Annotated in this window: 19 protein-coding genes; 12 read left to right on the top strand and 7 right to left on the bottom strand. The window is 60.9% G+C overall.

What is annotated here, in order from left to right; all coding sequences use genetic code 11:
- The first annotated feature begins 50 nt into the window (after positions 1–50).
- The 9 genes from KXD86_RS10065 (at position 51) to KXD86_RS10025 (ending at position 11,263) form a co-directional block, all read left to right on the top strand.
- A complete protein-coding gene (locus KXD86_RS10065) occupies positions 51–2,162 on the top strand; it encodes a type VI secretion system Vgr family protein (RefSeq protein ID WP_218635890.1) in 2,112 nt (703 codons plus the stop codon).
- On the top strand, positions 2,122–2,922 hold the full coding sequence (locus KXD86_RS10060; protein ID WP_218635889.1) for a DUF4123 domain-containing protein: 801 nt from the start codon (positions 2,122–2,124) through the stop codon (positions 2,920–2,922). Before KXD86_RS10065 ends, KXD86_RS10060 begins: the two co-directional genes overlap by 41 nt.
- A 134-nt stretch (positions 2,923–3,056) precedes the next feature.
- Entirely contained in the window at positions 3,057–6,323 is a 3,267-nt protein-coding gene (locus KXD86_RS10055) for a hypothetical protein (RefSeq protein ID WP_218635888.1), read from the top strand.
- Positions 6,310–7,305, top strand: a complete 996-nt coding sequence (locus KXD86_RS10050; RefSeq protein ID WP_218635887.1) for a hypothetical protein — start codon at positions 6,310–6,312, stop codon at positions 7,303–7,305. Before KXD86_RS10055 ends, KXD86_RS10050 begins: the two co-directional genes overlap by 14 nt.
- A gap of 113 nt (positions 7,306–7,418) precedes the next feature.
- Positions 7,419–7,832: a DUF4124 domain-containing protein gene (locus tag KXD86_RS10045; RefSeq protein WP_260523761.1), complete on the top strand. Its 414-nt coding sequence runs from the start codon at positions 7,419–7,421 to the stop codon at positions 7,830–7,832.
- Between the two features lie 88 nt (positions 7,833–7,920).
- Positions 7,921–8,832: an esterase/lipase family protein gene (locus KXD86_RS10040; protein ID WP_218635885.1), complete on the top strand. Its 912-nt coding sequence runs from the start codon at positions 7,921–7,923 to the stop codon at positions 8,830–8,832.
- On the top strand, positions 8,829–9,161 hold the full coding sequence (locus tag KXD86_RS10035; protein WP_218635884.1) for a hypothetical protein: 333 nt from the start codon (positions 8,829–8,831) through the stop codon (positions 9,159–9,161). The genes KXD86_RS10040 and KXD86_RS10035 overlap by 4 nt, the downstream gene beginning before the upstream one ends.
- A gap of 71 nt (positions 9,162–9,232) precedes the next feature.
- Positions 9,233–10,543: a glycerophosphodiester phosphodiesterase family protein gene (locus KXD86_RS10030; protein ID WP_218635883.1), complete on the top strand. Its 1,311-nt coding sequence runs from the start codon at positions 9,233–9,235 to the stop codon at positions 10,541–10,543.
- A gap of 141 nt (positions 10,544–10,684) precedes the next feature.
- Positions 10,685–11,263 (top strand): outer membrane beta-barrel protein, encoded by a 579-nt coding sequence (locus tag KXD86_RS10025; RefSeq protein WP_218635882.1) that lies wholly within the window; start codon positions 10,685–10,687, stop codon positions 11,261–11,263.
- A gap of 48 nt (positions 11,264–11,311) precedes the next feature.
- Here KXD86_RS10025 and cysK read toward each other — a convergent pair whose 3' ends face one another.
- The 4 genes from cysK to KXD86_RS10005 form a co-directional block, all read right to left on the bottom strand.
- Positions 11,312–12,283, bottom strand: coding sequence for a cysteine synthase A (gene cysK / locus KXD86_RS10020; RefSeq protein ID WP_218635881.1), 972 nt, complete (start codon positions 12,281–12,283; stop codon positions 11,312–11,314).
- A gap of 39 nt (positions 12,284–12,322) precedes the next feature.
- The gene (locus tag KXD86_RS10015) at positions 12,323–15,247 is read right to left on the bottom strand and encodes a transporter substrate-binding domain-containing diguanylate cyclase (RefSeq protein ID WP_218635880.1); all 2,925 of its coding nucleotides are present in this window, start codon (positions 15,245–15,247) and stop codon (positions 12,323–12,325) included.
- Positions 15,248–15,326: 79 nt separating this feature from the next.
- Positions 15,327–15,764, bottom strand: coding sequence for a thioredoxin TrxC (gene trxC / locus KXD86_RS10010; RefSeq protein ID WP_218635879.1), 438 nt, complete (start codon positions 15,762–15,764; stop codon positions 15,327–15,329).
- A 76-nt stretch (positions 15,765–15,840) separates the two neighbouring features.
- Positions 15,841–16,284, bottom strand: a complete 444-nt coding sequence (locus tag KXD86_RS10005) for a methylglyoxal synthase (protein ID WP_218635878.1) — start codon at positions 16,282–16,284, stop codon at positions 15,841–15,843.
- An 84-nt stretch (positions 16,285–16,368) separates the two neighbouring features.
- Here KXD86_RS10005 and KXD86_RS10000 point away from each other — a divergent pair, with 84 nt between their 5' ends.
- Positions 16,369–17,157: an ATP-binding protein gene (locus tag KXD86_RS10000; protein ID WP_218635877.1), complete on the top strand. Its 789-nt coding sequence runs from the start codon at positions 16,369–16,371 to the stop codon at positions 17,155–17,157.
- Positions 17,158–17,159: 2 nt separating this feature from the next.
- Here the strand turns inward: KXD86_RS10000 and KXD86_RS09995 are convergent, their stop codons facing one another.
- Genes KXD86_RS09995 through pdsR form a run of 3 tightly spaced genes read right to left on the bottom strand, consistent with a single transcriptional unit; the run spans position 17,160 to position 21,233 of the window.
- Positions 17,160–18,467 (bottom strand): DUF3422 family protein, encoded by a 1,308-nt coding sequence (locus KXD86_RS09995; RefSeq protein ID WP_218635876.1) that lies wholly within the window; start codon positions 18,465–18,467, stop codon positions 17,160–17,162.
- A 15-nt stretch (positions 18,468–18,482) separates the two neighbouring features.
- Positions 18,483–20,528 (bottom strand): ATP-binding protein, encoded by a 2,046-nt coding sequence (locus tag KXD86_RS09990; protein WP_218635875.1) that lies wholly within the window; start codon positions 20,526–20,528, stop codon positions 18,483–18,485.
- A gap of 3 nt (positions 20,529–20,531) precedes the next feature.
- Positions 20,532–21,233 carry a proteobacterial dedicated sortase system response regulator gene (gene pdsR, locus KXD86_RS09985; RefSeq protein ID WP_218635874.1) on the bottom strand — a complete coding sequence of 234 codons (702 nt, stop codon included), beginning with the start codon at positions 21,231–21,233 and terminating at the stop codon, positions 20,532–20,534.
- A gap of 192 nt (positions 21,234–21,425) precedes the next feature.
- Between pdsR and KXD86_RS09980 the strand changes: the two genes are divergently transcribed.
- Together KXD86_RS09980 and KXD86_RS09975 are read left to right on the top strand one after the other, a co-directional pair.
- The gene (locus tag KXD86_RS09980) at positions 21,426–23,552 is read left to right on the top strand and encodes a marine proteobacterial sortase target protein (protein WP_218635873.1); all 2,127 of its coding nucleotides are present in this window, start codon (positions 21,426–21,428) and stop codon (positions 23,550–23,552) included.
- Positions 23,549–24,151, top strand: coding sequence for a class GN sortase (locus KXD86_RS09975; protein ID WP_218635872.1), 603 nt, complete (start codon positions 23,549–23,551; stop codon positions 24,149–24,151). Before KXD86_RS09980 ends, KXD86_RS09975 begins: the two co-directional genes overlap by 4 nt.
- The last annotated feature ends 47 nt before the right edge of the window (positions 24,152–24,198 follow it).

Raw genomic sequence — 24,198 nt, 5'->3', positions numbered from 1 at the left:
AGGTTTTGCACAGGACTGTGCGAAGACTCAAGACTTCAGGGATCGAAGACATGCCCCAGGCAAGCGGATTGCAGTTCACCGCCCGTGTTGGTGAGCTCCCCCCAGACTTATTCGCCGTGGTCGGTTTTGTGCTGACCGAAGGCCTCTCCGAACGGTTTCATGGCCACGTGCAGCTGGCCAGCACCGATCCGTCACTGTGCGCCCGGGATCTGCTCGAGCAGAGCGTGGATCTGGTGGTCTGGCAGGACAGCCAGCCACTGCGTCGCTTTACCGGCGTGATCAGTGAATTCACCCGCGGCGAGACCGGCCACCGCCGCACCCGCTACGAGGTCATCATCCAGCCGCCCCTGTGGCGCCTGGGGCTGATGCAGAACAGCCGCATCTTCCAGACCCAAGGCCCCGACGCCATTGTGCGCACACTGCTTGAGGAGCGGGGCCTGGTGAATTCCGTGTTCGACCTCAAGCGCCCCCCGGCGGAGCGGGAGTACTGCGTCCAGCACCGGGAGACCGATCTGGCGTTTGTGGAACGGCTGGCGGCGGAAGAGGGCTGGCACTACCGTTACCAGCACGGCAGCGTGGACGGCTCGGAGCAACCCGCCCTGATCCTGGCCGATCACCACGGCGATGCCCCCAGGCTGGAGGCCGTCGGCTACAACCGCAACGCCGGCGGCAGCACCCGGCAACCGGCGGTCTTCCGGTTCCGGTACGAGGAACGGGTGAGGGCGGCCTCCGTGGTGATGAAGGATTACACCTTCCGGAACCCGGCCTACGCGCTGATGCACGAGCAGGGGGCACTTACGCCCCACCACCGGGACGACTACCAGCACTTTGACTACCCGGGCCGGTTCAAGGCCGACGCCAGTGGCCGGCCGTTCACCGAGGCCCGGCTGGAGGCACTTCGCAACGACGCCAGCACCGGCCAGGGTGAAAGCAACCGGCCGGACTTTACCGCCGGTGCCCGCGTCGCACTTAGCGACCACGACAATGCCGAGCTGAACCGGGACTGGCTGCTGACCACCGTCACCCACCAGGGCAGACAGCCCCAGGCGCTGGAAGAGGAGGGTGGAACCGACCCGACCACCTATCACAACGCCTTCAGGGTCATTCCGGCGGACCGGACCTGGCGGCCACGGTGCGAGCACCGGCCCTTGATGGATGGACCCCAGGTGGCACAGGTCACCGGCCCCGAAGGGGAAGAGATTCACTGCGACGAACACGGCCGGGTCAAGGTGCGGTTCCCGTGGGACCGCTATGCCCGCAACGACGAACACGCCAGCGCCTGGCTCCGGGTCAGCCAGGGTTGGGCCGGCGGCCAGTATGGGTTCATGGCGCTGCCGAGGGTCGGCCACGAGGTGATCGTCTCCTTCCTGGACGGCGATCCGGACCAGCCGATCATCACCGGTCGCACCCATCACGCCACCAACAAACCGCCGTGTTCACTGCCGGCGCACAAGACCCGGACCACCCTGAAAACCCAGACCCACAAAGGGGAGGGTAGTAACGAGCTGCGGTTCGAGGACGAAGCCGGCCAGGAGCAGGTCTTCGTCCATGCCCAGAGGGACCTGGACCTGCTCATCCAGAACAACCGGACTGACGTCATCAGGAACAACAGCCACCTGACCATTCAGAACAATGGGTTCGCCCATCTGAGAGGCAATGACCATCAGACGGTTGAGGGTGATAAGCGAGAACGCACTGGCGCGGATCGCAGCTTCAGTGTATCCGGTACTTTACACCTGAAGGCTGGTACGGCTTGGCTTAGCGACTCAGGCACCGAACTGCACATCAAGGCTGGTCAGAAGGCTGTCATCGAAGCGGGGGCAGAGATCACTCTGAAAGCAGGTGGCAGCTTTGTGAAGATCGATGCCAGTGGTGTGGCCATGGGTGGCGCCGCGATCAAAATGAATGCCGGTGGGGCTGCGGGACAGGGCAGCGGCCAGCGTGTTCTGGCGCCTGAGATGCCAGGGTTGGTGGCGCGGAGCGGCGAGACTGTGTCGCCGGTAGAGGTCGCGAATGTTGGGCAGAGAGGGAACGCAGAAGCGGTGTCAATCAACCGGGATGGATTATTGAGTGCTGCGTTTGACCGAGCAGCTGCACAGCAAATTTGCCAGAAGAAAGCGGATGGAACATGCGATGTTGTCGACTGTCCCTGTATCGGATGAACCCAAGCCATGTTCTAACTTTGACAAGTCTCTTCACGACTGGTGCGTTGCATCCGGGGATTGTTGTCAGCTAATCATTGACGCTGCGCAGTACGATGAAGGGGAAGTGCTCAGGCGAGTTTATGCTCTGGATGACAACCCGCAGTGGTGTTGGCTCTTTGGTGAAACTGACTTTGAAGAGCATCAAGACGCAGGCCCAATCGTTGTCCAGACAAACCTTAATAGCGCGCTTTTTCAGTACGCCGTCTCCCATTGGGGGGCTGATGAGGCGTTAGCCATCCTGATATCAGGGCGTGCACAGAACTTGGCTCTGGCGGGTATTCGCCAAAGCCTGATGATCCGTTTCGAAACATACGGCCCCTGTTTTGTACGAGTCTATGACGGGCGTTTTCTGGAAGTTTTGAACGTCTGTCTCCCAGACGCAGTCGGCCGCCTGATCATTGAGGGTGAGCTGCTGGCCTGGATCGTTAATTGCGGGAAAGATGCGCACTGGTCGAGTGCAGGTGGCATCAGCACAGAATCGGAGGGGTTGTCTCCTTCCCAACCAAGATCCTTGGAACGGCTATTGACGTGGGTGAGTGGTTGGCCCCGATGCATGGCCATCGCGAATAATCATCACCACACATCAAACTGTCGACTCCGGATCATTCGTGAGCTTTGGTCTGCCGGCCATGCGTGTCCCGATTCGGATGCCGAGCTGGGCGCATTGTGGCAATACGGGGAACAGGATTTCCACGGACTACATGAAAAAGGACGTTAGCAATGTCAGCCATTAAGCCACCAACCTGTACACCGTCGCGCACTTTTTGGCTGGAATTGGTTGGGGAAGCTTCCCTCGACGGGCACCATTATTGTTTGCTCGATCACGAAACGGAGAGTCCTTCTCCGGAGCCTATGGAGTCCTGTGCCGATCTTCGTGGGCGAATGGGGCCCATTCTGGCCGGCCATGCAGAGTCACCGTCGAGACGGTCCCTGGTTCTGGAACTCCATGGCGATGAGAAAATCGTGGTGCCAGTGATAGACCGGGAACCGATCGCGCCTCTAACGCTGCTGCCTCCTCAAAGGAATTTTCAAGACAACCTGATGGTGGCGGTACACCCCACCGTGTTCTGTGACGCCGGCGAACTGGGCTATGCGCGGCCCATGACCGGTTATGAGGAAAGTGTGGCGGCGCCTCTGCGAACGGGGTGGGTGTACGTCTTTTTCCACGGGCGCCTTTGGCGCGAACTGTTTGTGGTGACCGCCGAGGAATCAGCTCCGTTACTGCGGGATACGGACCTGGCACGATTCCGACGGGCCGGTGAAGAAGACAGAAATGAGCGTCCCCCCGTAGGCCCTGAACTGGACACCGTGCACCTACCGGCCCGGTTGCTTGGCCGCAACGTATACGATGATGTGGAGTTGGCATTCAGCGATACCCAGTGGTCCTGGCAGCATATCGAAGCGCTGGAAGCCAACGACTCGCTCCGTGCCAGCCGGTGTCGTAACGCCCGTGCCATCAAGGGTTTTCTGGACCGGATACCGGGAGGCATGTTCCCCGACTGGCACCGGGTTGATGAACTTGTTCCCATGCGTGCCCGGGACAACCCGCTGGAGCGGGATATTTTCATGCCGAACCAATGGCTGCGTGATATCGATGGCAGCGACACCCAGAGAATGATGGATGAGATGGTCACCCAGCGAGATGCCATTGAATCCGATGAGGCTGTTGTTGATGCCGACATGGATATCTATCCGCAGATGCTGGTTCCACGCTGGCGACACCTGCACCTTAAGGGAGAGGTGCTGCCGGAGATTACCGAAGGCGTGGATGTATTCGAGACGCTGCGTAACCGTCACCTGTTATCGCTGACCTTGCGGGACCCACTGTTTGCGGCCAGGCACCTGATTCAGCATATGAATGAGAGCCTGGCGCTTCTACTGGCGTTGGTGGATAACATCAAAAAGCGGCCTCACGGCGTCACCGCAGAATTGTTCCACAACAATTTCCGACGAGAGGTGCTGCCGAACGGCTCCAGAAACCCTCTACTCATAGAGGGGAGCTGGTTTGACAATCGTCTGGATGATAGTGAAGACGGGCTCCTGCTGCGTACCGTCTATGAGGTGGAGCGCGCAGCCCTGCGCCGCCACCTGATCGAAGCTCAGGGCGTTGTTGTACGCCTGATGGAAGACACACGCGCGGAAAACCTGACGGAAGTACTGCGTGATCTTTTCAACGCCGAACCAGGTAACGACGTGGCCGGATACGTTCAAGCCGGCCCTCTGCTCCAGGCCCTGACCATGCCGGTAGGCAGGGCCGACCCGCTGCTGTTGCCCCAGGATGCGGGCCGGATGAAAGCCAGCGGCGCGGAAGAACTGAACGAATCCCTGATGGTGGGTGAGCACCCATTGGCGGCGCTGCTGTTGCCGTTCAAGGACCCATCCGAAGCATTGCCCGGCGACGCCACCGGTGAAAAGCTCCGTACCATGGTCGGCGCACTCCAGGACCGTGAACAACCCATGCGAGTGGCCGAAGCCAACGTACTGCGGAGCCTTGGCGAGCATTTTGACCAAACCAGTGCTCCTGATATCGCGGAAATATTCTCAGATACTCGCTTCGGCATGCACGCGTTGTCCGCACCTCTTTCGGAAGTGAGTCAATGGTGGCTCGCTGGCGTGCAGGAAACTCTAATGAAGAAAGGTGCTGTTTTTGAAGCCAAAGTCAGCCAGGTGAAAGGAGCCTTCGAGGGCTTTGCTGAAGCTGCCATACCCGGAAAGACCACTCTCCATTTAACTAGTGCCGAGGATAGCAAGCTTTATACGCTGCTCGACGTTGTGGATGAGCAGGGGCATACCCTGACCTCTGGCGCTGCGATGGGGGCCACACTGAAGCTGGCGGACAACCGGGCCTTTGGTGAAGTGGTAAGGCGCCGACCGGTCGGACAGTTTTTCCATACGGCATCGGTGAGCCCTACAGGATTGCCGCCGTTTTTGGTGGTGCTGGACCTATTCAATTTTATGAATGCCGTCAATTATTCTGAGGATGGAGTTCGTTATGGCGCAGGGGTTATGAGTGCCTTCTCCGATCTACTTGTCAGTTCTGGGCAGCTGCTGTCGGTGTTACCCAAAAGAACCGTTTGGCTCGACAAACAGGTTGGCGCCTGGAAACAGGAAGCCAAATGGTTTTCCAGAATGTCTGGTAGCTTCAACTCGGAAAACAGATTTGCCCATGCCGTTGTCCGTAACAAGCTCCAGGCCGCTGGCTGGATAGCGGGTATGTTTACTGTCTCCATAATGGTCTGGGATGCCGCTGCAAACGCGTTTCAGGGGCGCCTGAAACTGGCCGCAGCCGATATGACCAAGGCTGTCGGGGTCGGTGTCATGACTAACTCCGACATCATTGCCGGGCGAATCCTCACACCCATGGGCCGCCAGTTGGTGCACCGTACTGGTGAGCGGGCTGTGGCATCGGCGCTGTTATCCAGGGCCGCTACGGCGGTAGGCTGGGGAGGGACGGTCAGCGCGGGTTGGGTGACGGTGATTGGTCTGGGAATTTATGGGCTGGGCGAATGGCTTTACTACGAAATCAAGGATGATGCCATCAGTAACTGGTTGCGAGGGGGCCCGTTCTCGGGTAATTCAAAAGATCAACTTCCGGATTTGCGGGATGAAGAATCGGCTTACGTGGGCCTCCTGAAGTCCATGATGCCTATGTCTGTCACGAGGGTAACCGGTTCCGCAATGAATAGTGTCCTACAGGAAAATAACCTTTCCGCTTGGCAGGGCACAGCAGAATCTGTGTTTTCCTTTTCCGCGCCGGCACTGGCCATTTCAGGCGAGCCAGTGACTATTGAGTGGGAACTGGAATACGAACGAACCCATTATCAAGCACTTGGCCGGGCGGGGACCGAGACGCTTGCCTCCAGACGCGGCACTACTCGCCACGTCGATTACAGGTTTGACGGCAATCATACTATTCATTTAGTGGTGTCGGAGGTCCAGCTCCCGGAAATGGTCCCGAACGAGCACAATCACGAATACGTGACCACGCGCTACTCTGTGAAAAGCTTGGAACTCTCCTTCCAGATCAAGGTCTGGGATCGCCAGCAGGAAACCTATACGATTCGGGAAGTCAGCGAACAGCTCACCGATATGGATATCAAGCACCATGCAAGAGGTTAACCAACCAAAGGCTACCTATGCCCCCGGCGCCTATCGCCCGGATGCCATTCCCGAGCAGGCTCCTCTAAAGGACATCAGCCGCTTTGCCAAGTCCCTAGAGGCGGGGGATTTCATTGAGCGACTGCCTTGGGGTGACTATGCAAACATCGACACTAGTGTGTCTCCTAATTCTGCACGAATTCACCAAACTAGAATGTCTGGAAGCAGTAGTAGGAATCTCGCTGGTCCGACCTGGACCCATAAGCAGCAACCCACAGAGTTTGTAAAAACTCGCTGGCAGCTCTTGTTGATGCTTGCGGGGGCTTTTGCCGACTATGGAATGCTCAAGTTTATACTGCTTTGTTCTGTCGTTGCGGATATAGCGACCATCATCAAATTTGGAAGTTATTCGTTAATGACGTTGGTGGTTCTCGGTCTTCACCTGTTTTTCCGTTACCCCTTCACTTGGTTCCTAGAGCGGTATCCCAGCCTCATCGTCAAGGACTTGGGTTGTGGGTTCTCTCGGCCCACCGGCATGGTGAAGTTCCGTACGTGGCGTGAAGAAACCTTCGAAGCGCCGTTTATCGAGTTTGATCCCTACATCTCATTCCATGTGAACCCCAAAGGCCCGGTTAGCTACAAGCTGCTCCTGCGCCACCGCTACACCGGTTGGCAAACCACAGTGGCCCAGGTCGCAGATGTCCACAAAGTCGAGCTGTATGCGCACTGGGACGAACTGCAGCGCTACATGGACGTCAGCCAGCCTTTACCGGATGTCCCGGCTCTGGAGAAGTTCCGCCCACTGGACCCCACCACGGCAGAGTATGATGCGGCGGGCAAGCGCGGACGCCCGGTGGACTATTGGGCGACACTGGACTTGACCTGGTGGGAGGCTGAAGGTTATCCGGCGCACCTGCGGCGGATTCGAGAATTCCCCTGGTCGACGCTGGAAGACCGGATGGAGAAGAGCGTACCTAATCTCAGCCAGGGGGCCATGGTTTAAACTCAAGCAGTATCGCCGTTCTGCCCAGGGAAGGCAGTAAACGTGGGTATCAGAAGCTGCGTGACGAAATGGAGTTCACGATGATTGTCGTACGGTTGTTGGTTGTAGTCTGCATGTTCCCTCTTACGGCGCACGCCGGCGTCTACAAATGGGTAGACGCCCAAGGCCGCACTCACTTCGGTGATCGCCCCCCTTCCGAAGTCAAATCCAAACAGGTCCAGATCGACGCGGCGCCGGCCCAGCCGGATGCCACCGCCCGTGCGCGCCAGGAGAACATTGAGAGTTTTCTGGATCAGAAGCAGCAGGAGCGGAGTGAGCAGCAGGCGCTTCGGGCCGAGGCGGAGCAGCGGGCCGCCAAGCAGGCCGAGCAGTGTCAGAAGCTGCGTGCCCGCCTCAAGTACATGGAGAGCCTTTCCGGGTTCTACAACGTGAACGATCAGGGCGAGCGCGTGTTCGTTGACGATGCCGAGAATGCCCGGATTCGGGAGCGTTTCCGGGCGAAGGTGCAGCAAACCTGCAGCCGCTGAATCGACGCGGCCACTCAGCCTTGAGGGTCAATCCCTTTGGCGGCAATGGGTGTAGACTGGGCGTACATTGCACAGAAGGATTCTGCCCATGCCGTCCGCTCAGATGCCCCAATGGCAACGCCACACCTCGGCGATTGCCAGTGGTTTCCTTGGAGACTGGTTGGAGTCACGCCGGAATCCGCTGGCGGTCCCGCTGACGTTACTGCACAAGGGGTCCGAGTTGGACCCTGCCAATCCCCGCGTTGATCAGCCTGCCGGCACGTTGTGCCTGTCCATTCACGGGCTGATGGAGTTGGAAACCGTCTGGCAACTGCCGGGTGATTCCGCTGGCAGTTATGGGGCTTCACTGTCTGCCGGCATTCCCGGCGGGGTTGCCGATCTTCGTCTGCGCTACAACACCGGTCGGCCCATCTACCGCAATGGCCGGGATCTGGCGGAGCTGCTGGAGCAGGTGGTTTCCGCCTGGCCGGTGCCGGTTACCCGCTTGATTCTGCTGGGGCACAGCATGGGTGGTCTGGTCATTCGCAGTGCCTGCCAGTCGGGCCAGGAGGCGGGTCACCGCTGGCTGGAAGCACTCAGTGATTGCGTGTACATCGGCTCGCCGCACGATGGGTCCTGGTTGGCCAAGGGGGCGCGTTCCGTGGCCGGTGTGTTCAATGACATGCCCCGGGATTACCTGAAGGTGATTGGTGAGGTCATCGATTTACGCAGCTCGGGGATTCGTAACCTGTCCCGCGGCGACATTCTGGAACCGGGTGCCGGTGACGCGCTTTTGCTGCCCGGCACCCGGCATTATGTGGTCTGCGGCCTGTTGTCCCGGTCCCGGAAGCACCCGGTGAATGCCTGGTTCGGTGACGCGCTGGTGCATGAAGCCAGCGCGCAGGGGCGGGAACAGTCGGGCTGGCAGCTGGCGGGCATGGCGACGTTTCCGGGCATTGACCACATTCGCCTGGCTCATCACCCGGCGGTGGCAACGCAACTGCAGGAGTGGTTGGTATGAACAGTCGGCTTGATCAGGAACAGCGGCGCTGGTGGCTGGGCGTGGGCGACGTGCTTGCCCAGGGGGCCAGCCACAGCGCGACCAAACTCGAGCGGGTGCATCTGGCGATCGCCGACGAGACCTTTGGCATTCTTGAACGCGTCCCCGTTACCCGCCCCTGGAGCCTTCTGGTGCGGGTTTCCCATCACGGGATCTCGAGGTTGAGTTACCGGAGCGTGAGCTTGGCCGCCACCGGTTTGGGGTATGCGATTACGGCGTTAACCGCTGAGCCGGACCCGGCCGTTGATCAGGACCAGAACGCTCATAACGCTCATAAAGTGGTCAACTAACGGTCACGCCATCGTAACCCGCCTTGTGAACACTGAATCGGCAGTATCATTCATTTCACAAGGAGCCGTTTATGAATTTACGCACATTGCTGGGCGTCGTGCTTTGCGCACTGCCCTTCGCTGTCACGCAGGCCGCGCCGAACTCTCAGGCTGGCCAGAACTGGGTCCCGCCCGGGCAGATCGACTGGCAGGGCGCGATCAAGCGCGGCGCCAAAGGCCATGACACCATCGAAATCGGGCCGCGTCCGTTCTGGCTGGTGGAAGACATGGATGAAGGCCCGCTGAAAGAGCGTCTGCAATCCTGCAGCACCAAGCACCTGAAGCGGAGCGATTTCTCGATCGGCCACCGGGGGGCGCCGCTGCAGTTTCCGGAACACACCCTCGAATCCTACGTCGCTGCCGCCAAAATGGGGGCCGGCATTGTCGAGTGTGATGTCGCCTTCACCAAGGACCGGGAGCTGGTGTGCCGGCACGCCCAGAATGATCTGCACACCACCACCGACATCGTCACCATCCCCGAGTTGAACGCCAAGTGCACCCAGCCCTTTGTACCGGCCGACCCTGCCACAGGCACCCCGGCCCGGGCGGAGTGCCGGACCAGTGACATCACCCTGGCCGAGTTCAAATCCCTGAAGGGCAAGATGGACGCCTACAACCCCATGGCAACCACCCCGGAAGCCTATGTGAAGGGCACCGCAGACTGGCGGACGGATCTTTACACCGCCCGCGGCACCCTGATGACCCACCGTGAAAGCATCGAGCTGTTCCAGGCCCTGGGCGTGAAATTCACCCCGGAGCTGAAATCACCGGTGGTTGAGATGCCGTTTGAAGGCGACTACAGCCAGCAGGACTATGCCCGCCAGATGATCGAAGACTACCGCGCCGCCGGCGTGTCGCCCGAGGATGTCTGGCCACAATCCTTCAATCTGGATGACGTGCTGTTCTGGGTGAACGAAACCCCGCGTTATGGCAAACAGGCGGTGTTTCTGGACCAGGCTGCACCCACGAGTGAGAACACCTCCCTGGCCTACATGGAAAGCCTGAAGGCCCAGGGTGTGAACATTCTGGCGCCGGCGCTCTGGAAGATGCTGTCGCTGAATGGGCACCAGGAGATTGTGCCGTCAGAGTACGCCGAGAACGCCCGCATGGCGGGTCTGGACCTGATTGCCTGGACGGTGGAGCGCAGCGGTCCATTGGCCAACGGTGGCGGCTGGTACTACCAGAGCGTTACGGACGCCATCAACAACGACGGTGACATGCTCACGGTGATTGACGTACTGGCCCGGGACGTCGGTGTCATCGGCATCTTCTCCGATTGGCCCGCCACCACCACGTTCTACGCCAACTGCATGGGGTTGGCCGGCAATTCCCGGCATCGCTGATGGACAGGCAATGACAAAACCGTAGTCCGGTTTTAACCCCCATAAGGCAGGAATCCGGTTAGGGTGAGTTCAAGCAATCGAGATGTAGGTCTCTGATTGTACGAAGGAAAGGATATCTGAACTCAGTAGGAGGAATGCCTTATGAAGTCCACAACCCGATTTGCCTGTGCCAGTATTCTGACCGCGACCGCGTTTACCGCACCGGCCGCCTGGGCACAGAGCGGCGTTGACCGGGATCAGGCGGGTCCTTACATCAGTGGTAGCTACGGTGGCTACAAGGCCCATGGCGGTGAATTCGAGGATGAGAACGACATGCTCGGCGCCGCGCTCGGCTATCAGTTCAATCCATTCTTTGCGCTGGAAGCGGAATACATCGACTTTGGCAACTTTGGCACCGATGACGTCGAGGGAAAGCTGAAAGGCGCTGGGCTCAGTGCCATCGGTCGCCTTCCGCTGACGCCGAGCTTCGGCGTTTACGGTAAGGTCGGTGCCTTTGCCTCGGCGTTCGACGTTGATGCGTTTGACGAGAGCGAAACCTACGACGAGGTCAGTCCGTTTGTCGGCGCTGGCGTCGATTTCCGGGTGACAAACCAGTTGACGGCGTTTGCGGAATACAACCGCTACAACGTGGACATCGATGAAAGCGATTTCAACGGTCAGGTGACCAACGATGGCCCCGAGTTCGATACCGGGCGCGTTGGCCTGAAGTACCAGTTCTAACAGAAACCGAGGACGTGGCCCGTGGCCGCGTCCTCGCACTGCCTTTGCTTACTGCTTGTTCTCCAGATCCCCGAACCGGTCGGCAAACAGCGCCGACGACAGGTAACGTTCCGCCGAATCCGGCAGCACCACAACGATATTCTTGCCCTTGTGCTCCGGCCGCTTGCTGATCCGAACGGCAGCCACCACCGCCGCGCCACAGGAAATGCCGCACAGGATGCCTTCTTCCTGCATCAGCCGATGGGCCATGTCCATGGCCTCTTCGTTGGTGACCGTTTCCACCTCGTCCACCATTTCCAGGTCCAGGTTCTTGGGCACGAAGCCGGCGCCAATGCCCTGGATTTTATGAGGCGCGGGGGTTAGCTCTTCGCCGTTCAGGGTCTGGGTGATGATGGGGGAGTCGGCGGGCTCCACGGCGACGGTGGTGATTTTCTTGCCCCGGGTTTCCTTGATGTAGCGGGAAACACCGGTCAGGGTGCCCCCGGTGCCAACGCCGGAGACGAAGATGTCGATCTCGCCATCGGTGTCGTGCCAGATCTCGGGGCCCGTGGTGTCTTCATGAATGCGTGGGTTGGCCGGATTCTGGAATTGCTGCGGCAGGAAATAGTTGTCCGGATCGGAGGCAAAAATCTCCTCGGCTTTGGCAATGGCGCCGGGCATGCCCTTGGGTGGTTCGGTCAGAACCAGTTCGGCGCCCAGCGCCTTCAGCACCTTGCGACGTTCCAGACTCATGGAGGAGGGCATGGTGAGAATCAGTCTATAGCCGCGGGCTGCTGCCACGAACGCCAACGCAATACCGGTGTTGCCGCTGGTCGGCTCGACAATGGTCATGCCGGGTTTGAGGGTACCCCGTTTCTCCGCATCCCAGATCATTGCGGAACCGATGCGGCATTTCACGGAATACGCCGGGTTACGGCCCTCGATCTTGGCCCAGATCGTGGCCCCGTCGTTCACCCGGTTCAACTGAACCAGCGGCGTGTTGCCGATGGATAGCGAATTGTCTTCATAGATGCGTGCCATGGTGTGCTCCTTGTCGTTTTCAGGGAAGTCTAGCACCACTCACTCTTTTATGGCTCGAACCTCCAGGCGGTTCCGGCCATTCTGTTTCGCGCAGTAGAGTGCCTGATCGGCCAGCCGTAGGAAGGAGGCCGGCGAATCGTTGGGCTCAGGGATGCCGGTGGCCAGGCCAATACTGACGGTCATGAGGATCTCCTTGCCAACATAGACCGTTGGACGTTCCGCGATGGCGTTCCTGAAACGGTCCATCCGCTCAACGATCTCCTTTCGATCCTGGTAGGTGGTGAAAATCACGAACTCCTCGCCACCAAAGCGGGACAGGCGATCCGTTTCACGACGGAAATGCTGGCGCATCGTCTCGGCCAGGGTTTTGAGACAGTGGTCGCCGGCCTCGTGACCGTAGGTGTCGTTGATGGACTTGAACAGGTCCGCGTCGACCATCGCCACGGCGAATCCGTCGCGGTTGCGCTGGCACCACTGGAAGCTTTTCCGGAACTCCCGGTCGAAGTAACTGCGGTTACCAAGCTGGGTCAGGTCGTCGGTCACGCTCAGTCGCGCCAGTGCATCGTTGGCACTGGCCAGCTGTCGGTTCAACCGGTTGAGTTTGCGGTTCCAGTAGAACATCAGACCGGCGCCGATGATGGCGATGCCTACCAGTTGCCACACCAGTCGGTAGTCCACGGACTGTTCGATCTTGATGTTGCGCCAATAGCTCTCGAGGTTGTTGCGTTCCTCCGGGGTCAGGTTGTCCACCAGTTTCTGCATGATGCCGAGCAGGGTGGGTTCGTCGCTTCGGGTGCCTACCGCAAGGGACCAGTCAGCCGGAATACGGCCAATCACCTTGATGTCAGCCAGGCCAAGTTCCTGCATGTGGTAGCTGGCGGTGGCCAGGGTGGTAACGTAGCCGGCCAGTTCGTTTTCCTGGAGCAGTTTCAGCCCCTCGGTTTCGTTTTCCACCTCGATCAGTTTCAGGCCCGGGTAGCGGTATTTGAGGAGTTCCGAGAAGGCGTAGCCCTTGACCAGGCCCACCTTTTTATTGCGCAGGTCGCCCACGTTTTCGATGAATGGGGCTTCAATGCGCCCGAGGATAATGTTCGGAACCTGCAGGTACGGCGTGGTGAAGTTCAGGTAGCGGGTCCGGTCTGGCGTTTTCATGGCCAGGGCCAGCATATCGCACCGGCGCGACTCCACAGCCTCCAGGCTCTCCGGCCAGGATTCGGTTCGCACCAGTTCGAACTGGATGTTGCTTCGCTCACTGAACAGGCGGAAGGCTTCCGCAGACAGGCCCACATGTTTGCCCGAGGAGTCGAGGCCTTCGAGGGGCATCCAGTCGTTGTCGATGCAGTAGGAGACGGACCGGTCGTGTTCATCCAGCCATGCCTGCTCGTCGGGGGAGAGGCTGAGCTTGTTTTGGCCGCGGGATTCCCCGGCGGCCGAGGCGCCCAGCCATCGGTCTTCAATGGTCCTCATTTCGGTTGGGCTGATGGCCGCCATCGCCTGGTCGAGAATCTCCGCAAGCGGGGCCAGGGAGGCTCGAACGCCGAAACGCAGGTCTTCCCCAGGGTGATCTTCAAACACCAGTTCTCCGGCGATCCGGACACCCGGAATCCGCAACTCCTGAACCCAGAAGTTCCCGTTCGGCAGTGCCGCGAGGACAACGTCCACTCGATCGTGCTCCAGAGACTGGAACATGGCTTCCTGGGAGTCGAAAACCTTGGCGTTGTTGCCGAGCGCCTGAACCACTTCCTTCTCATAGTAAATGTCCGAACTGATACCGACGGTATAGCCGGACAGACTTCCCAGGCCGGTGTACTCGAGGCCACCGTCACGGGTAAAGACAACGTTCGGGATGATGTAATAGGGCTCGGTAAACCGGGTGAAGCCCTGGCGTTCTTCGGTCAGGGACATATTGGCCAGCACGTCGATGGTGCCATCCCGAAGCATGGGAACCAGCTCCGACCAGGCCCCGCTTACCGGGATTACCTGCAACCCGGTCAGGTCTGCCAGGCGATTGAGGACGTCGACGGACAGCCCCTGCATTTTGCCCCCGGCCTTGAAACTGAAGGGCGCATAATCCGCCATCAGGCCAACCCGGATGGGCCCCAGGTTTGAGATGAACTGGCGTTCTTCATCGGTCAGTTTGAAATTCAGGGATTCGTTGATGCTGGTGCCACCGAACTCCCGCCACCGTTGCAGCAGCTCCATTTTCCGGGACTCTGGAATGGCCTCAAGCCCCAGTTGGATGCGTCGGAACAGTTCCGGGTTGTCTTTTCGCACGCCAATGCGGAGGTCTTCCTGGGCCTTGGGCCCGAGCGGTGCCTGGCCGGCGATGCTCAGAAAGTACAGGCCCGCGATGTTGGCCTGGTACTTGAGGCTCAGCCGTGGCCCCACGATGACGTCTACCCACTGGAACGCAAGGGCCCGAACCAGGCTTGGAATGGAGTCGTAGCTCCTGACGTCGATGCCGTTTTCAACCAGGAGATCCCGATAATAGACGTCCTTCACAACGCCGACCCTGAGGTTCTTCAGGTCCGCGAGGGACTCAATGTCTCCGATCGGCCGGGTGCCGTCCTGCATCAGGTAGGTCTGGCGGATGTGGTAAGGCTCGGTGAAAAGGACCCGGTCGGTCTCATCCTCCCGGTAGGAGATGGCGTCGATGACATCAAGCTGGCCGTTCAGGAAGGCCTCATAGAGTTCGGGCCAGTTGCCGGCCCGATACTCGAACCTGATGCCGCTGTTGGCTTCGATCTCTTTCAGGATGTCCGGTGAAAAACCCGCCGTGGTGCGGCCTTCAAAAAACGAGTAGGGCTTGTTGTCGGCAACAATGCCGACGGAAACCGGGTCCTCGGGGGCGTCTTCTTCGGCCCCGGCGCTGGACAATGTGAGGAGCAGAGCAAGGCCGACAAGAAAGGTAAGCCCCAGCCTGGCGAGATAAGAATTGGAAGGGGGGGCGAACCAGTCGCTCATTGGGTTGCCGGTAGTAGTCTGTCCCTGATAAAGAGTCAGTCTAGTCGGTGCGGCCGGCTTTGCCCAACGAGTGTGAACGTCAGGTTACAAATTGTTTGAGCCAGGTGGTCAGTTGCGATGCCGGCATGGCGCCGCTCTGGCGGGCGATTTCTTTGCCGCCACGGAACAGAATCAGGGTCGGGATGCTGCGAATGCCGAACTGGCCGGATGCCTGGGGTGCTTCTTCCGTATTCAGCTTGCCGAAGGTGACCTTGCCCGCCCAATGTTTGGCGGCCTGCTGAAACTCCGGCGCCATGGCCTTACACGGGCCACACCAGCTGGCCCAGAAATCCACCAGGACCGGCAAATCGGAGTGAGCGACCACGTTCGCCAATGTGGCATCGCCCAGGGTGGCGACATCACCGGCCAGCAAGGGGCGCTTGCAGGCGCCGCAGGCCGGGTTATCGGCAAGTCGGGCCGCCGGCACGCGGTTGGTTCTCAGGCAATGGGGGCACTTGATCTGGCGGACATCGGTCATGGAATCTCTCCTGAATGCTCTGCTTCATCAAATGGAGCCCGAGACCGGGAAATTCAAGATGCCCGCCACTGGCGCCTCACTGGCTGACGTTTCGACCGGTGTAATCGGAAAAGTCCGGCTTCTTCGGGTGGTGCTGGTCGTCGGTCATGTAGGCCGAGGTCAGGATGAACTCAGCGGTGGCCCGGTTACACGCCACCGGAATGTTCCAGAGCGCGGCGATCCGAAGCAGTGCCTTGATGTCCGGATCGTGGGGTTGGGGCTCGAGGGGGTCCCAGAAGAACACCAGCAGGTCAATTTCACCTTCGGCGATCTTGGCGCCGATCTGCTGATCGCCGCCCAGGGGGCCACTCAGCAGGCACTGGATGTCGTCCCGCTGCAGGTTCTCGCGGAGCAAGCGGCCCGTGGTGCCGGTTGCGTAGAGGGTCAGCGGCGTGAAGCGGGTGCGGTTCTCGGTAACCCAGTCCACCAGTTCCTTTTTCTTGTTATCGTGTGCCACCAGAGCGACGGATTTTACGGCCATTTGAGGTAAAGTCTCCCTTTTACAGAGCGAATCCGGGGTCAGTGTTTCACAGCCGGCCATCGGACGGAATAGGACAGAAGGGTTATGTCAGTGACCGACACCGTTGATTGGAGAACCACATCCGCCGCCCTCTGGCGTCGCCACCGGTCCGGTTTGCGGGCCATTCGCCGGCTTGACCCGGTGCAGTGGCAGGACCTGACCGGCATTGATCGCCAGCAACAGGCACTGGCCCGGAACACCGAGCGGTTCCTGGCTGGCGAACCCTCCAACAACGCCTTGCTCTGGGGGTCGCGCGGGACGGGAAAATCTTCCCTGATCAAGGCCCTGCTGAACCGTTACAGCGAACGCGGGTTGCGGATGATCGAGGTGGACAAGGATGACCTGGTGAATCTGCCGGAAATCGTCGATGACATCTGCGACCTCAGCTTCCGGTTCGTGATCTTCTGCGACGACCTGTCGTTCGACGTGGGTGAATCCGGCTACAAGGCGCTCAAGAGTGTTCTCGAGGGCTCGTTGGAGCTGCCGCCGGAAAATGTCCGGGTCTACGCCACCTCCAACCGCCGGCACCTGATGCCGGAGTTCATGTCCGACAACCTCAAGAGCGAGATCCGGGACGGTGAACTGCATCCGGCCGAGGCCATTGAAGAACAGGTCTCCCTGGCCGACCGTTTTGGCCTGCAGCTGTCGTTCTATCCATTCTCCCAGGATGTCTACCTACAGGCGGTGGATGCCCTGTTCCCGGAGGTGGCCGACCGGGACGCCCTGCACCGGCAGGCCATCCGGTTTGCCACGGGCAAAGGCGTGCGCAACGGCCGCACCGCCCAGCAGTTCTATCGCCAGTTCGCCGGTGACGACCTCTCGGACCAGGGCTAGGGCTACTGCCGTTTGGCGAGCTTGATGAACCGGTTGTGGATGGCGCGCACCCCGAAGAAGACCAACAGCAGGGTGGTCGGGATGGCAATGCCGAGCACCAGTGACTTGTTGAAATCAATGCCGGCGTCGTACATCGCCTCAAGCCCCAGCTTGAGCAGCCCGACGAGGTAGTAGGAAATCGCCACCACGGAAAACCCTTCCACGGTGTGCTGCATCATCAGCTGGATCTTGGATCGGCGATCCATGGAGCTGAGCAGTTGCTGGTTCTGGCTCTGAATCGCCAGCTCAACCCGGGTACGCATCATGTCCGATGCCCTGTCGACCCGCCGTGACAGATCCTCCAGCCGCTCACTGACGGCCTCGCAGGTCTTGACCGCCGGGGTTAACCGACGGGTCATGAATTCGGTGATGGTGAGGTGCCCCGACAGTTCGTCTTCCCGCAGTTCCTCCAATCGGGTGAGCACCAGGCGATGGTAGGCCCGGGTCGCGGAGAAGCGGAACGTGGAGTGGGCCCGGAATGCTTCAATGCGGGAGGCGATGTTGGTCAGTTGGGCCAGCAGTTTCTGCTCGTCCACATCCTGATTGTCAGCCAGCGCCTGGGTAATGATTGCCATTTTCTGGTCCATGTCGTTCAGGGCAGGCGTCATTTCCCGGGCGACCGGCAGCGCCAGCAGCGACATCAGCCGGTAGGTTTCGATTTCCATCAGGCGCTGGGTCAGTCGGCCCAACTGGCTGTCGGACATGTGGTGATTCATCACCATGAACCGCCCGAAACCGTCGCTGTGGAGCTTGAAGGTGCCCCAAACCCGGGCCGCGCCTTCCTGCGGGCTGCTGCCCACCAGCCGCATGCCCTCGAAATGCTGGCGGACATAGGCCAGGTCTCCATGGGCATCTTCCGTGGCCGGACGAATTTCCAGGTGAAACGCCGCGACTACCGTGCCCGTCAGTTGCTCCAGCCAGCCCTCTGGCAGCGGTGAGATGCCGGTTTCCAGGAAGGGGCTTTCGTCACTGTTGGCCAGGTTGGTGAAGGTGTAGGTGGCGAACTCCATGTGCATCTCCCGGCGCACCCGGAGACTGCCAAAGGTCTGCTCGAAACAGCCCACTTCCTGCTCTGGTACCGGATAGCCCAGTTGCCGGTGCAGTTCCTGCAGGTGCAGAAACTGTTGGTGGCGTTGTTCCGGCGTCGTCAGGACCGCCATCTGGGTAATCCGGGCCGGGGTCGGCAGGACCTGGAAGGGACGTGAGTGCAGTTCGTTGTACAGGTCATCCCGTAAGGGATGGATATCGAGGCAGTCCAGTCGCGCGCTCACGGCAGGGTCCTGTGGTCAAGAATGGGCTGTCGGGATGATAACGCGGAATCGAACCCCGTCAATGCCACTTTGGACGCCATTGCTGGCTTCCACACTGGCACCGTGGAAGTCGGCAATGAGTCTGACGATCAGCAGGCCCTGGCCGAGGTGGCCCTCCTCCTGGCCCTCCCGCAGGGACACGAAGGGGCCGAAGATGTCCGCTCCGTTGTCACCCGGCAGGGCCGACCCCTCGTTGAACACCGACAACCAGAGGCCGTCGGCATGGCTTTCCAGCTCGACCTGGATCAGCCCGCCCTGGGGAGTGAAATCCCGGGCGTTGTCCACCAGCTTGTCCAGCATTTGGACCATGAGTTCCGGGGAACCGATCATGGCGCACCCGTGTTCGGGGCCGACGTACCGGATCCGGTGGCTCGGATCCAGCGACTGATAGGCGGCGGTGGCCTGGGACGCCACTTCGGCAAGATCAAAATCTTCTTTGTCGGCGTGGTCGAAACTCTGCTCCAGGCGGGCCGCCTCGCTCATGCCATTGAGGATCTGGCGCAGCCGGTCGGTCGCGGCCGAGGCCCGTTCCAGGTATTGCTGGCGCTCGCGTTCGGATTCGCTGTGGCTCAGGTTTTCCAGGGACGACCGAACCACGGCAACCGGCGTTTTCAACTCATGGGACAGGCGGCGGGAAAAACTTTCCAGGTAGCGGTTGTAGCCGTGCAGGCGATCCACCATCTGGCTGAAGTGGCGCTGCAGTTGCCCCAGTTCGTCGTCGGACCCGGAGGCGGGCAGGGAGCCGGTAATCCGGCCGTCTTCATCCACGCTGGCGCTGACGGCCCGTTGCAGGCGGGTGATTCGCCAGGATAACCAACTGGCGTAGCCCAGCAGAACCAGGGTCAGGCTGATAATGATCAGGGTGCTGCGGGCGATCACTGACCCCAGGGTCGAGCCCGAGAGCGTCAACAACTGGTCCAGGGATTGTTCGAGGATCAGGGTACGACCGCCAAACACCGGTTCCGTGGTCAGCAGCCAGATGCTGCCGTCGTTGTGCTGAACGAGCCCCTCCGGCGGCAGCGTGCCGGCGGCCAGACGGTTGCCGCCGTTGATCGCTTCCGCCGGCTCGGGCTGGTAGAACCGGATCAGCGCGCGCAGGGCATTGAGGCTGATCCGTTCGGTCACCTGAAGCGGGCTTAACTGGTCAAATTCCGGTGGCGCCTGACCAACCGTGAGCTGTTGCCGCGCGGTCACCCAGCCTGCCGGTTCGATCACCCGGACGTTCTGGCCCGGATTCAAACGGGGTTCCAGCTGCCGTTCAAGGCCGTGATCCGGTCGGACCAGCACGGGCATGGGGTCAACTGGCGTGCTGACGCCGGCGGACGGGTCCTCGTTTGACCAGCGTGCTGTGAAGCCGAGCCGGCTTCCGGCGGGCGGTTCGGGCATCTGGAACTCGATCTGCCAGCCGTTCCGCGTGGTTTGCCAGCTACCGGTCACGCGGTAGTCCGGGGTTTCGTTGTCGGTGCCGTCGAGCGCGTAGAACGTACCGGGTGCCGCTGCCCGGATCAGCCATGACCGGGCCCGGGCGGATACGCCCACGGTGTCATCCGGGGGCTGCAGCGAGAGAATCAGTCGATCGTGGGCCGCGTCGGGATTGCCGGGATCGTACAGGGTCGGTTGTCGATTGTTGATGCGAATCAGGAGGTAGAGGTGTCGGCCATCCGAGGCGGCCTGCCACTGCAGGTCCGGCTGCGCCGAGGTCTCGGTGGCAACGGCATCGGCGTCCTGCCACGGCTGGACCTGCTCACCCTCCTCATAGCCCGGCCAGTCGTCCGGGTAGCCGTCGAGGTTCAGGGACCGGTTCAGTGGGTCGACATAGATCGCCGGCTGGTCAACGGTGACCGGTGACTGGCCGACCAATGCGTCGCCCGCGGTATCGGCCAGCCGTTTTGCCTGCATCCGCAGTTGTTCCCGGGCCTGCTGGCGAAGGGCATCGTCCAGCTCCAGCACAAACTGCAGACCCGCCCATGGAATCAGCAGCATGAGCAGGCTGGCAATCAGGAGCTGGCGTTTCAGGGTCAAGGGTCAGGCCTCATGCGCGTTCCAGCGGTAGCCCATGCCATAGGCGGTCTGGATGCCGTCGAACCGGCCATCCAGTTGCATGAATTTGCGGCGAATCCGCTTGATGTGGGAGGTCACGGTGTTGTCGTCGAGAACGGTGCTGGCGGCCTCCATCAACTGGTCGCGGCTGCGGACATGGCCGGGATGCTGGACCAGCGAATGCAGCATCCAGAATTCGGTGACGGTCAGGTCGAGTGGCTGGCCATCCCAGGCCACGGTCATTCGGTCCACGTTAAGGTTAAGGCGTCCGCGTTCCAGAACTTCGTCCGGCTTCTGAAGCGCCTCCGCCCATGCCTCGGCACGGCGCAGCAAGGCGGTTACCCGCGCCAGAAGGTGTTCCATGCTCATGTCTTTGGTGACGTAGTCGTCGGCACCGAGCCGCAATCCGTGGACCGAATCGATGTCGCTGTCCCGGGCGGTCAGGAAGATGATGGGCAGGGTCTGGGACAGGTTCCGAAGGTCCTGGCACAGGGCAAAGCCCCCTTCCGGTTCCTCGCCCAGACCGACATCAATAATGGCGAGATCGGGCAGTTCCTGTCGCAATACCTGCCAGGCCGCCGGCCGGTCCCCAAAGGTGGAAACCCGGTAGCCCCGGCGTTCAAAGGCGATACGGTAGTTATCGCGAATGGCGGGTTCGTCTTCAATCAGAACAATGTGTTTCTTCATGGTAACAACAGTTTAGCCAACCAGTGAGCCTCTATTTAAGCACGGCGGCCAGCAAGAGCAAGGTTGGCGCTCGTGGTTGCCACAATTGATCATTTTTTGCGGCTGGAATGCCCGGTTTTGCCATCTCAGGCACTCATGGGATTGCTGAAATGACTGCATCTCGACCAATCATGCAGCAAAAAGGATCCCGACATGATGCTTTCTACCGGACTTCTCAAACTACCACCCAGGCTCACGGACAGCCAATACCACCGGGCACGACGCTGGGCGGAAGGTGTCAGCCTGTGGCTGGCGGTTCTGCTGATGCTGTTCGTGCATCCGCTCTATGCCGAAGCCAGTCAGGTAAAGCGGGAGGACGCGGGCCTGCTGCATTTTGTCGACGGGGCGGGGCGCTGGCAGGAGCCGGCGATCATCCTGGACAGCGAGTTTGATATCCAGGTCAGTGGGCTGATTGCCGACAGTCGCCTGTCCCGCCGGTTCCGCAATACCAGTGGAGAGTGGCGGGAAGGTGTTTTCGTCTTCCCGTTGCCGGACAACGCAAGCGTCTATGGCCTGACCATGAAAGTGGGGGAGCGCACCATCGTTGGCAAGGTGCAGCCAAAAGCCGAAGCGCGCAAAACCTATGAGAAGGCGAAGGCCTCCGGTCGCCACGCTGCCAACGTTGAGCAGCAGCGGCCCAATCTGTTCACCGCGCGGGTGGCGAACATCCCGCCGGGCGAAACCATCGCGGTGGAGCTTCGCTATCAGCAACCGGTGGATTACCGGGCCGGTGAGTTCGAGTTACGCCTGCCGACGACGCTCACGCCCCGGTACATGCCGGGGCAGCCACTGGCGGAGTCATCTGGCCAGTGGCAGGGTGGCTGGGCGGTGCCCTCAACCGAGGTGCCGGATGCCGATGCCATCAGTCCCTTTACCGTGCGGGCCAGTGACGTTGACGCCAGCAGCCACCGGGCATCGATCCGGATGACCATTGACGCCGGCCTGCCGCTGGCCCGGGTGGTCAGCCCCACGCACCGGCTGGAAACCCGTCTCGACGGCCAGAACGTGGAGGTGCAGCCGGAGCAGGGGAAGCTGCTGATGAACCGGGATTTTGTGGTGCGCTGGCGGCCGTTGGCCGGGCAGGAACCCACGGCGGCGGTGTTTCATCAGCGCTGGCAGGAGCAGGACTACCTGCTGGCCATGATTGTACCCGGCACTGGCACCGCCCCTGTGTTGCCCCGTGAGCTGGTGTTTGTGATCGACACGTCCGGCTCCATGGCGGGCGAGTCGATCCGCCAGGCGCGAACCGCACTCCAGCGCGGACTCGACACCCTGAAGCCGAACGACCGGTTCAACATCATTCAGTTCAATAACCAGACCCACGCCCTGTTCATGCAGCCGGTGCCGGCCGACGGCAACAACCTGGCCCGGGCCCGTCGCTATGTCGACGGCCTCAATGCCGATGGTGGCACCGAAATGGCCCCGGCGCTGGATCTGGCGCTGAACACGCCGGCCATCGGCCGTGACGATGAGGCGGCCGCGGAACGGGTGCGGCAGGTGGTGTTCATCACCGATGGTGCGGTCGGCAACGAGGCGGCCCTGTTTGCCCAGATTCGCCAGCAACTGGGTCGCCAGCGTCTGTTCACGGTCGGCATTGGCTCCGCCCCCAACCTGCATTTCATGAGGGAAGCGGCACGCTGGGGCCGTGGCCTGTACACCGCGATCCAGGATCCGTCCGACGTTGGAGGCCCCCTCGAGACCCTGTTTACGGCCATGGAGGCACCGGTACTCACCGACGTCCGGGTCGAGTGGCCGGCGGGCTCTGATCCGGTTGAGAGTTTTCCGGCACGACCGGGGGACCTGTTCCAGGGCGAGCCGATGGTTCAGGTGGCACAGGGCAGTGCGCCCGCGGGTGTCCTCAAAGTGTCCGGCAAGCTTCCGGGCGGCCGGAACTGGGAGCGTTCGCTGGATCTGCAGCAGGCCGCCACGGGCGCCGGTGTGGCTCGTCACTGGGCACGGCAGAAAATCGACAGTCTGCTCGATACCGCTCGACTGGAGAGCTCCGAGCCGGACAAATCCCGGGTCACCGCTCTTGCCGTGGACCATGGCCTGATGTCGCCCTACACCAGCTTCGTTGCGGTGGATGAGACGCCGGCCCGGCCTGCGAATGCACCGCTGGGCACGGACCATCTTCCCACCCTGCTGCCGGCCGGCAGTCAGGCCGGCATGTTGCGCTACCCGCAAACGGCGACAGTGGCACCGTTGCTGACCGCCCTGGGACTGATTGGACTGATGTTTGCGGCAGCCATCGGCCTGTTGCAACGGAGGCAATCCGCATGAGCCGCTTATTTCTGCTACTGGTAACCTCGTCAGCCACCCTGCTGGTGTTCGGCCTGTGGATACCGCTGAAAGCGGTGGTGGCCCAGGAACTGCTGGAACTGGCCTGGGCCGAGAGCCAGGCCCGGCAAACCGCAACCCGGCCCTGGCCCTGGGCCGACACCTGGCCGGTGGGCAGGTTGACCGTTCCGGAACTGGATCAATCCATGATTGTGCTGGCGGGCGGCCACGGTGAGAGCCTGGCGTTCGGGCCGGGACAGGTTCTGGGCAGTGACTATGGCCGGGGTCCGACGGTGATCGCGGGACATCGCGATACCCATTTTGACCAGCTAAAGTACCTGAAGACGGGCAGTGAGTTGCGGTTGCAGGGTCGGGATGGTGGCTGGCGGACCTACCGGGTGCTGGCCACACGCATTGTCGACAGCCGGTCAGAGCAGATCGACACGCGGCTTCTTGAGGAAGATACCTTGCTGCTGGTGACCTGCTACCCGTTCGACAGCATGGATGCCGGTGGCCCGCTCCGATACGTGGTGGAGGCCCAGGCTGGCAGTTCCGGCGACCGCAACCAACTGGAACAAATTGATACTGTCGCCGGAACCTGACGTTGGCGTACACTTGTGCGCCAAAATTCGGCGACAGAGTTGTACTA

Origin of the sequence: Marinobacter arenosus (genome assembly GCF_019264345.1) — a bacterium.
GTDB lineage: Bacteria > Pseudomonadota > Gammaproteobacteria > Pseudomonadales > Oleiphilaceae > Marinobacter > Marinobacter arenosus.
The sequence above is the reverse complement of the archived record's forward strand: the minus strand, read 5'-3'. Positions and strand labels throughout refer to the sequence as shown.

Bases quoted from the DNA above. Each gene is read 5' to 3' on its own strand.
- KXD86_RS10005 (WP_218635878.1), bottom strand. From the start codon at position 16,284: ATGGCCGTAAAATCCGTCGCTCTGGTGGCACACGATAACAAGAAAAAG.
- pdsR (WP_218635874.1), bottom strand. From the start codon at position 21,233: ATGAAGAAACACATTGTTCTGATTGAAGACGAACCCGCCATTCGCGAT.
- KXD86_RS10055 (WP_218635888.1), top strand. From the start codon at position 3,057: ATGGAGTCCTGTGCCGATCTTCGTGGGCGAATGGGGCCCATTCTGGCC.
- KXD86_RS10015 (WP_218635880.1), bottom strand. From the start codon at position 15,247: ATGAGCGACTGGTTCGCCCCCCCTTCCAATTCTTATCTCGCCAGGCTG.
- KXD86_RS10000 (WP_218635877.1), top strand. From the start codon at position 16,369: ATGTCAGTGACCGACACCGTTGATTGGAGAACCACATCCGCCGCCCTC.
- KXD86_RS09980 (WP_218635873.1), top strand. From the start codon at position 21,426: ATGATGCTTTCTACCGGACTTCTCAAACTACCACCCAGGCTCACGGAC.
- KXD86_RS10060 (WP_218635889.1), top strand. From the start codon at position 2,122: ATGGAACATGCGATGTTGTCGACTGTCCCTGTATCGGATGAACCCAAG.
- KXD86_RS10040 (WP_218635885.1), top strand. From the start codon at position 7,921: ATGCCGTCCGCTCAGATGCCCCAATGGCAACGCCACACCTCGGCGATT.
- KXD86_RS10065 (WP_218635890.1), top strand. From the start codon at position 51: ATGCCCCAGGCAAGCGGATTGCAGTTCACCGCCCGTGTTGGTGAGCTC.
- KXD86_RS10035 (WP_218635884.1), top strand. From the start codon at position 8,829: ATGAACAGTCGGCTTGATCAGGAACAGCGGCGCTGGTGGCTGGGCGTG.
- KXD86_RS10025 (WP_218635882.1), top strand. From the start codon at position 10,685: ATGAAGTCCACAACCCGATTTGCCTGTGCCAGTATTCTGACCGCGACC.
- trxC (WP_218635879.1), bottom strand. From the start codon at position 15,764: ATGACCGATGTCCGCCAGATCAAGTGCCCCCATTGCCTGAGAACCAAC.
- KXD86_RS10030 (WP_218635883.1), top strand. From the start codon at position 9,233: ATGAATTTACGCACATTGCTGGGCGTCGTGCTTTGCGCACTGCCCTTC.
- KXD86_RS10045 (WP_260523761.1), top strand. From the start codon at position 7,419: ATGTTCCCTCTTACGGCGCACGCCGGCGTCTACAAATGGGTAGACGCC.
- KXD86_RS10050 (WP_218635887.1), top strand. From the start codon at position 6,310: ATGCAAGAGGTTAACCAACCAAAGGCTACCTATGCCCCCGGCGCCTAT.
- KXD86_RS09975 (WP_218635872.1), top strand. From the start codon at position 23,549: ATGAGCCGCTTATTTCTGCTACTGGTAACCTCGTCAGCCACCCTGCTG.
- cysK (WP_218635881.1), bottom strand. From the start codon at position 12,283: ATGGCACGCATCTATGAAGACAATTCGCTATCCATCGGCAACACGCCG.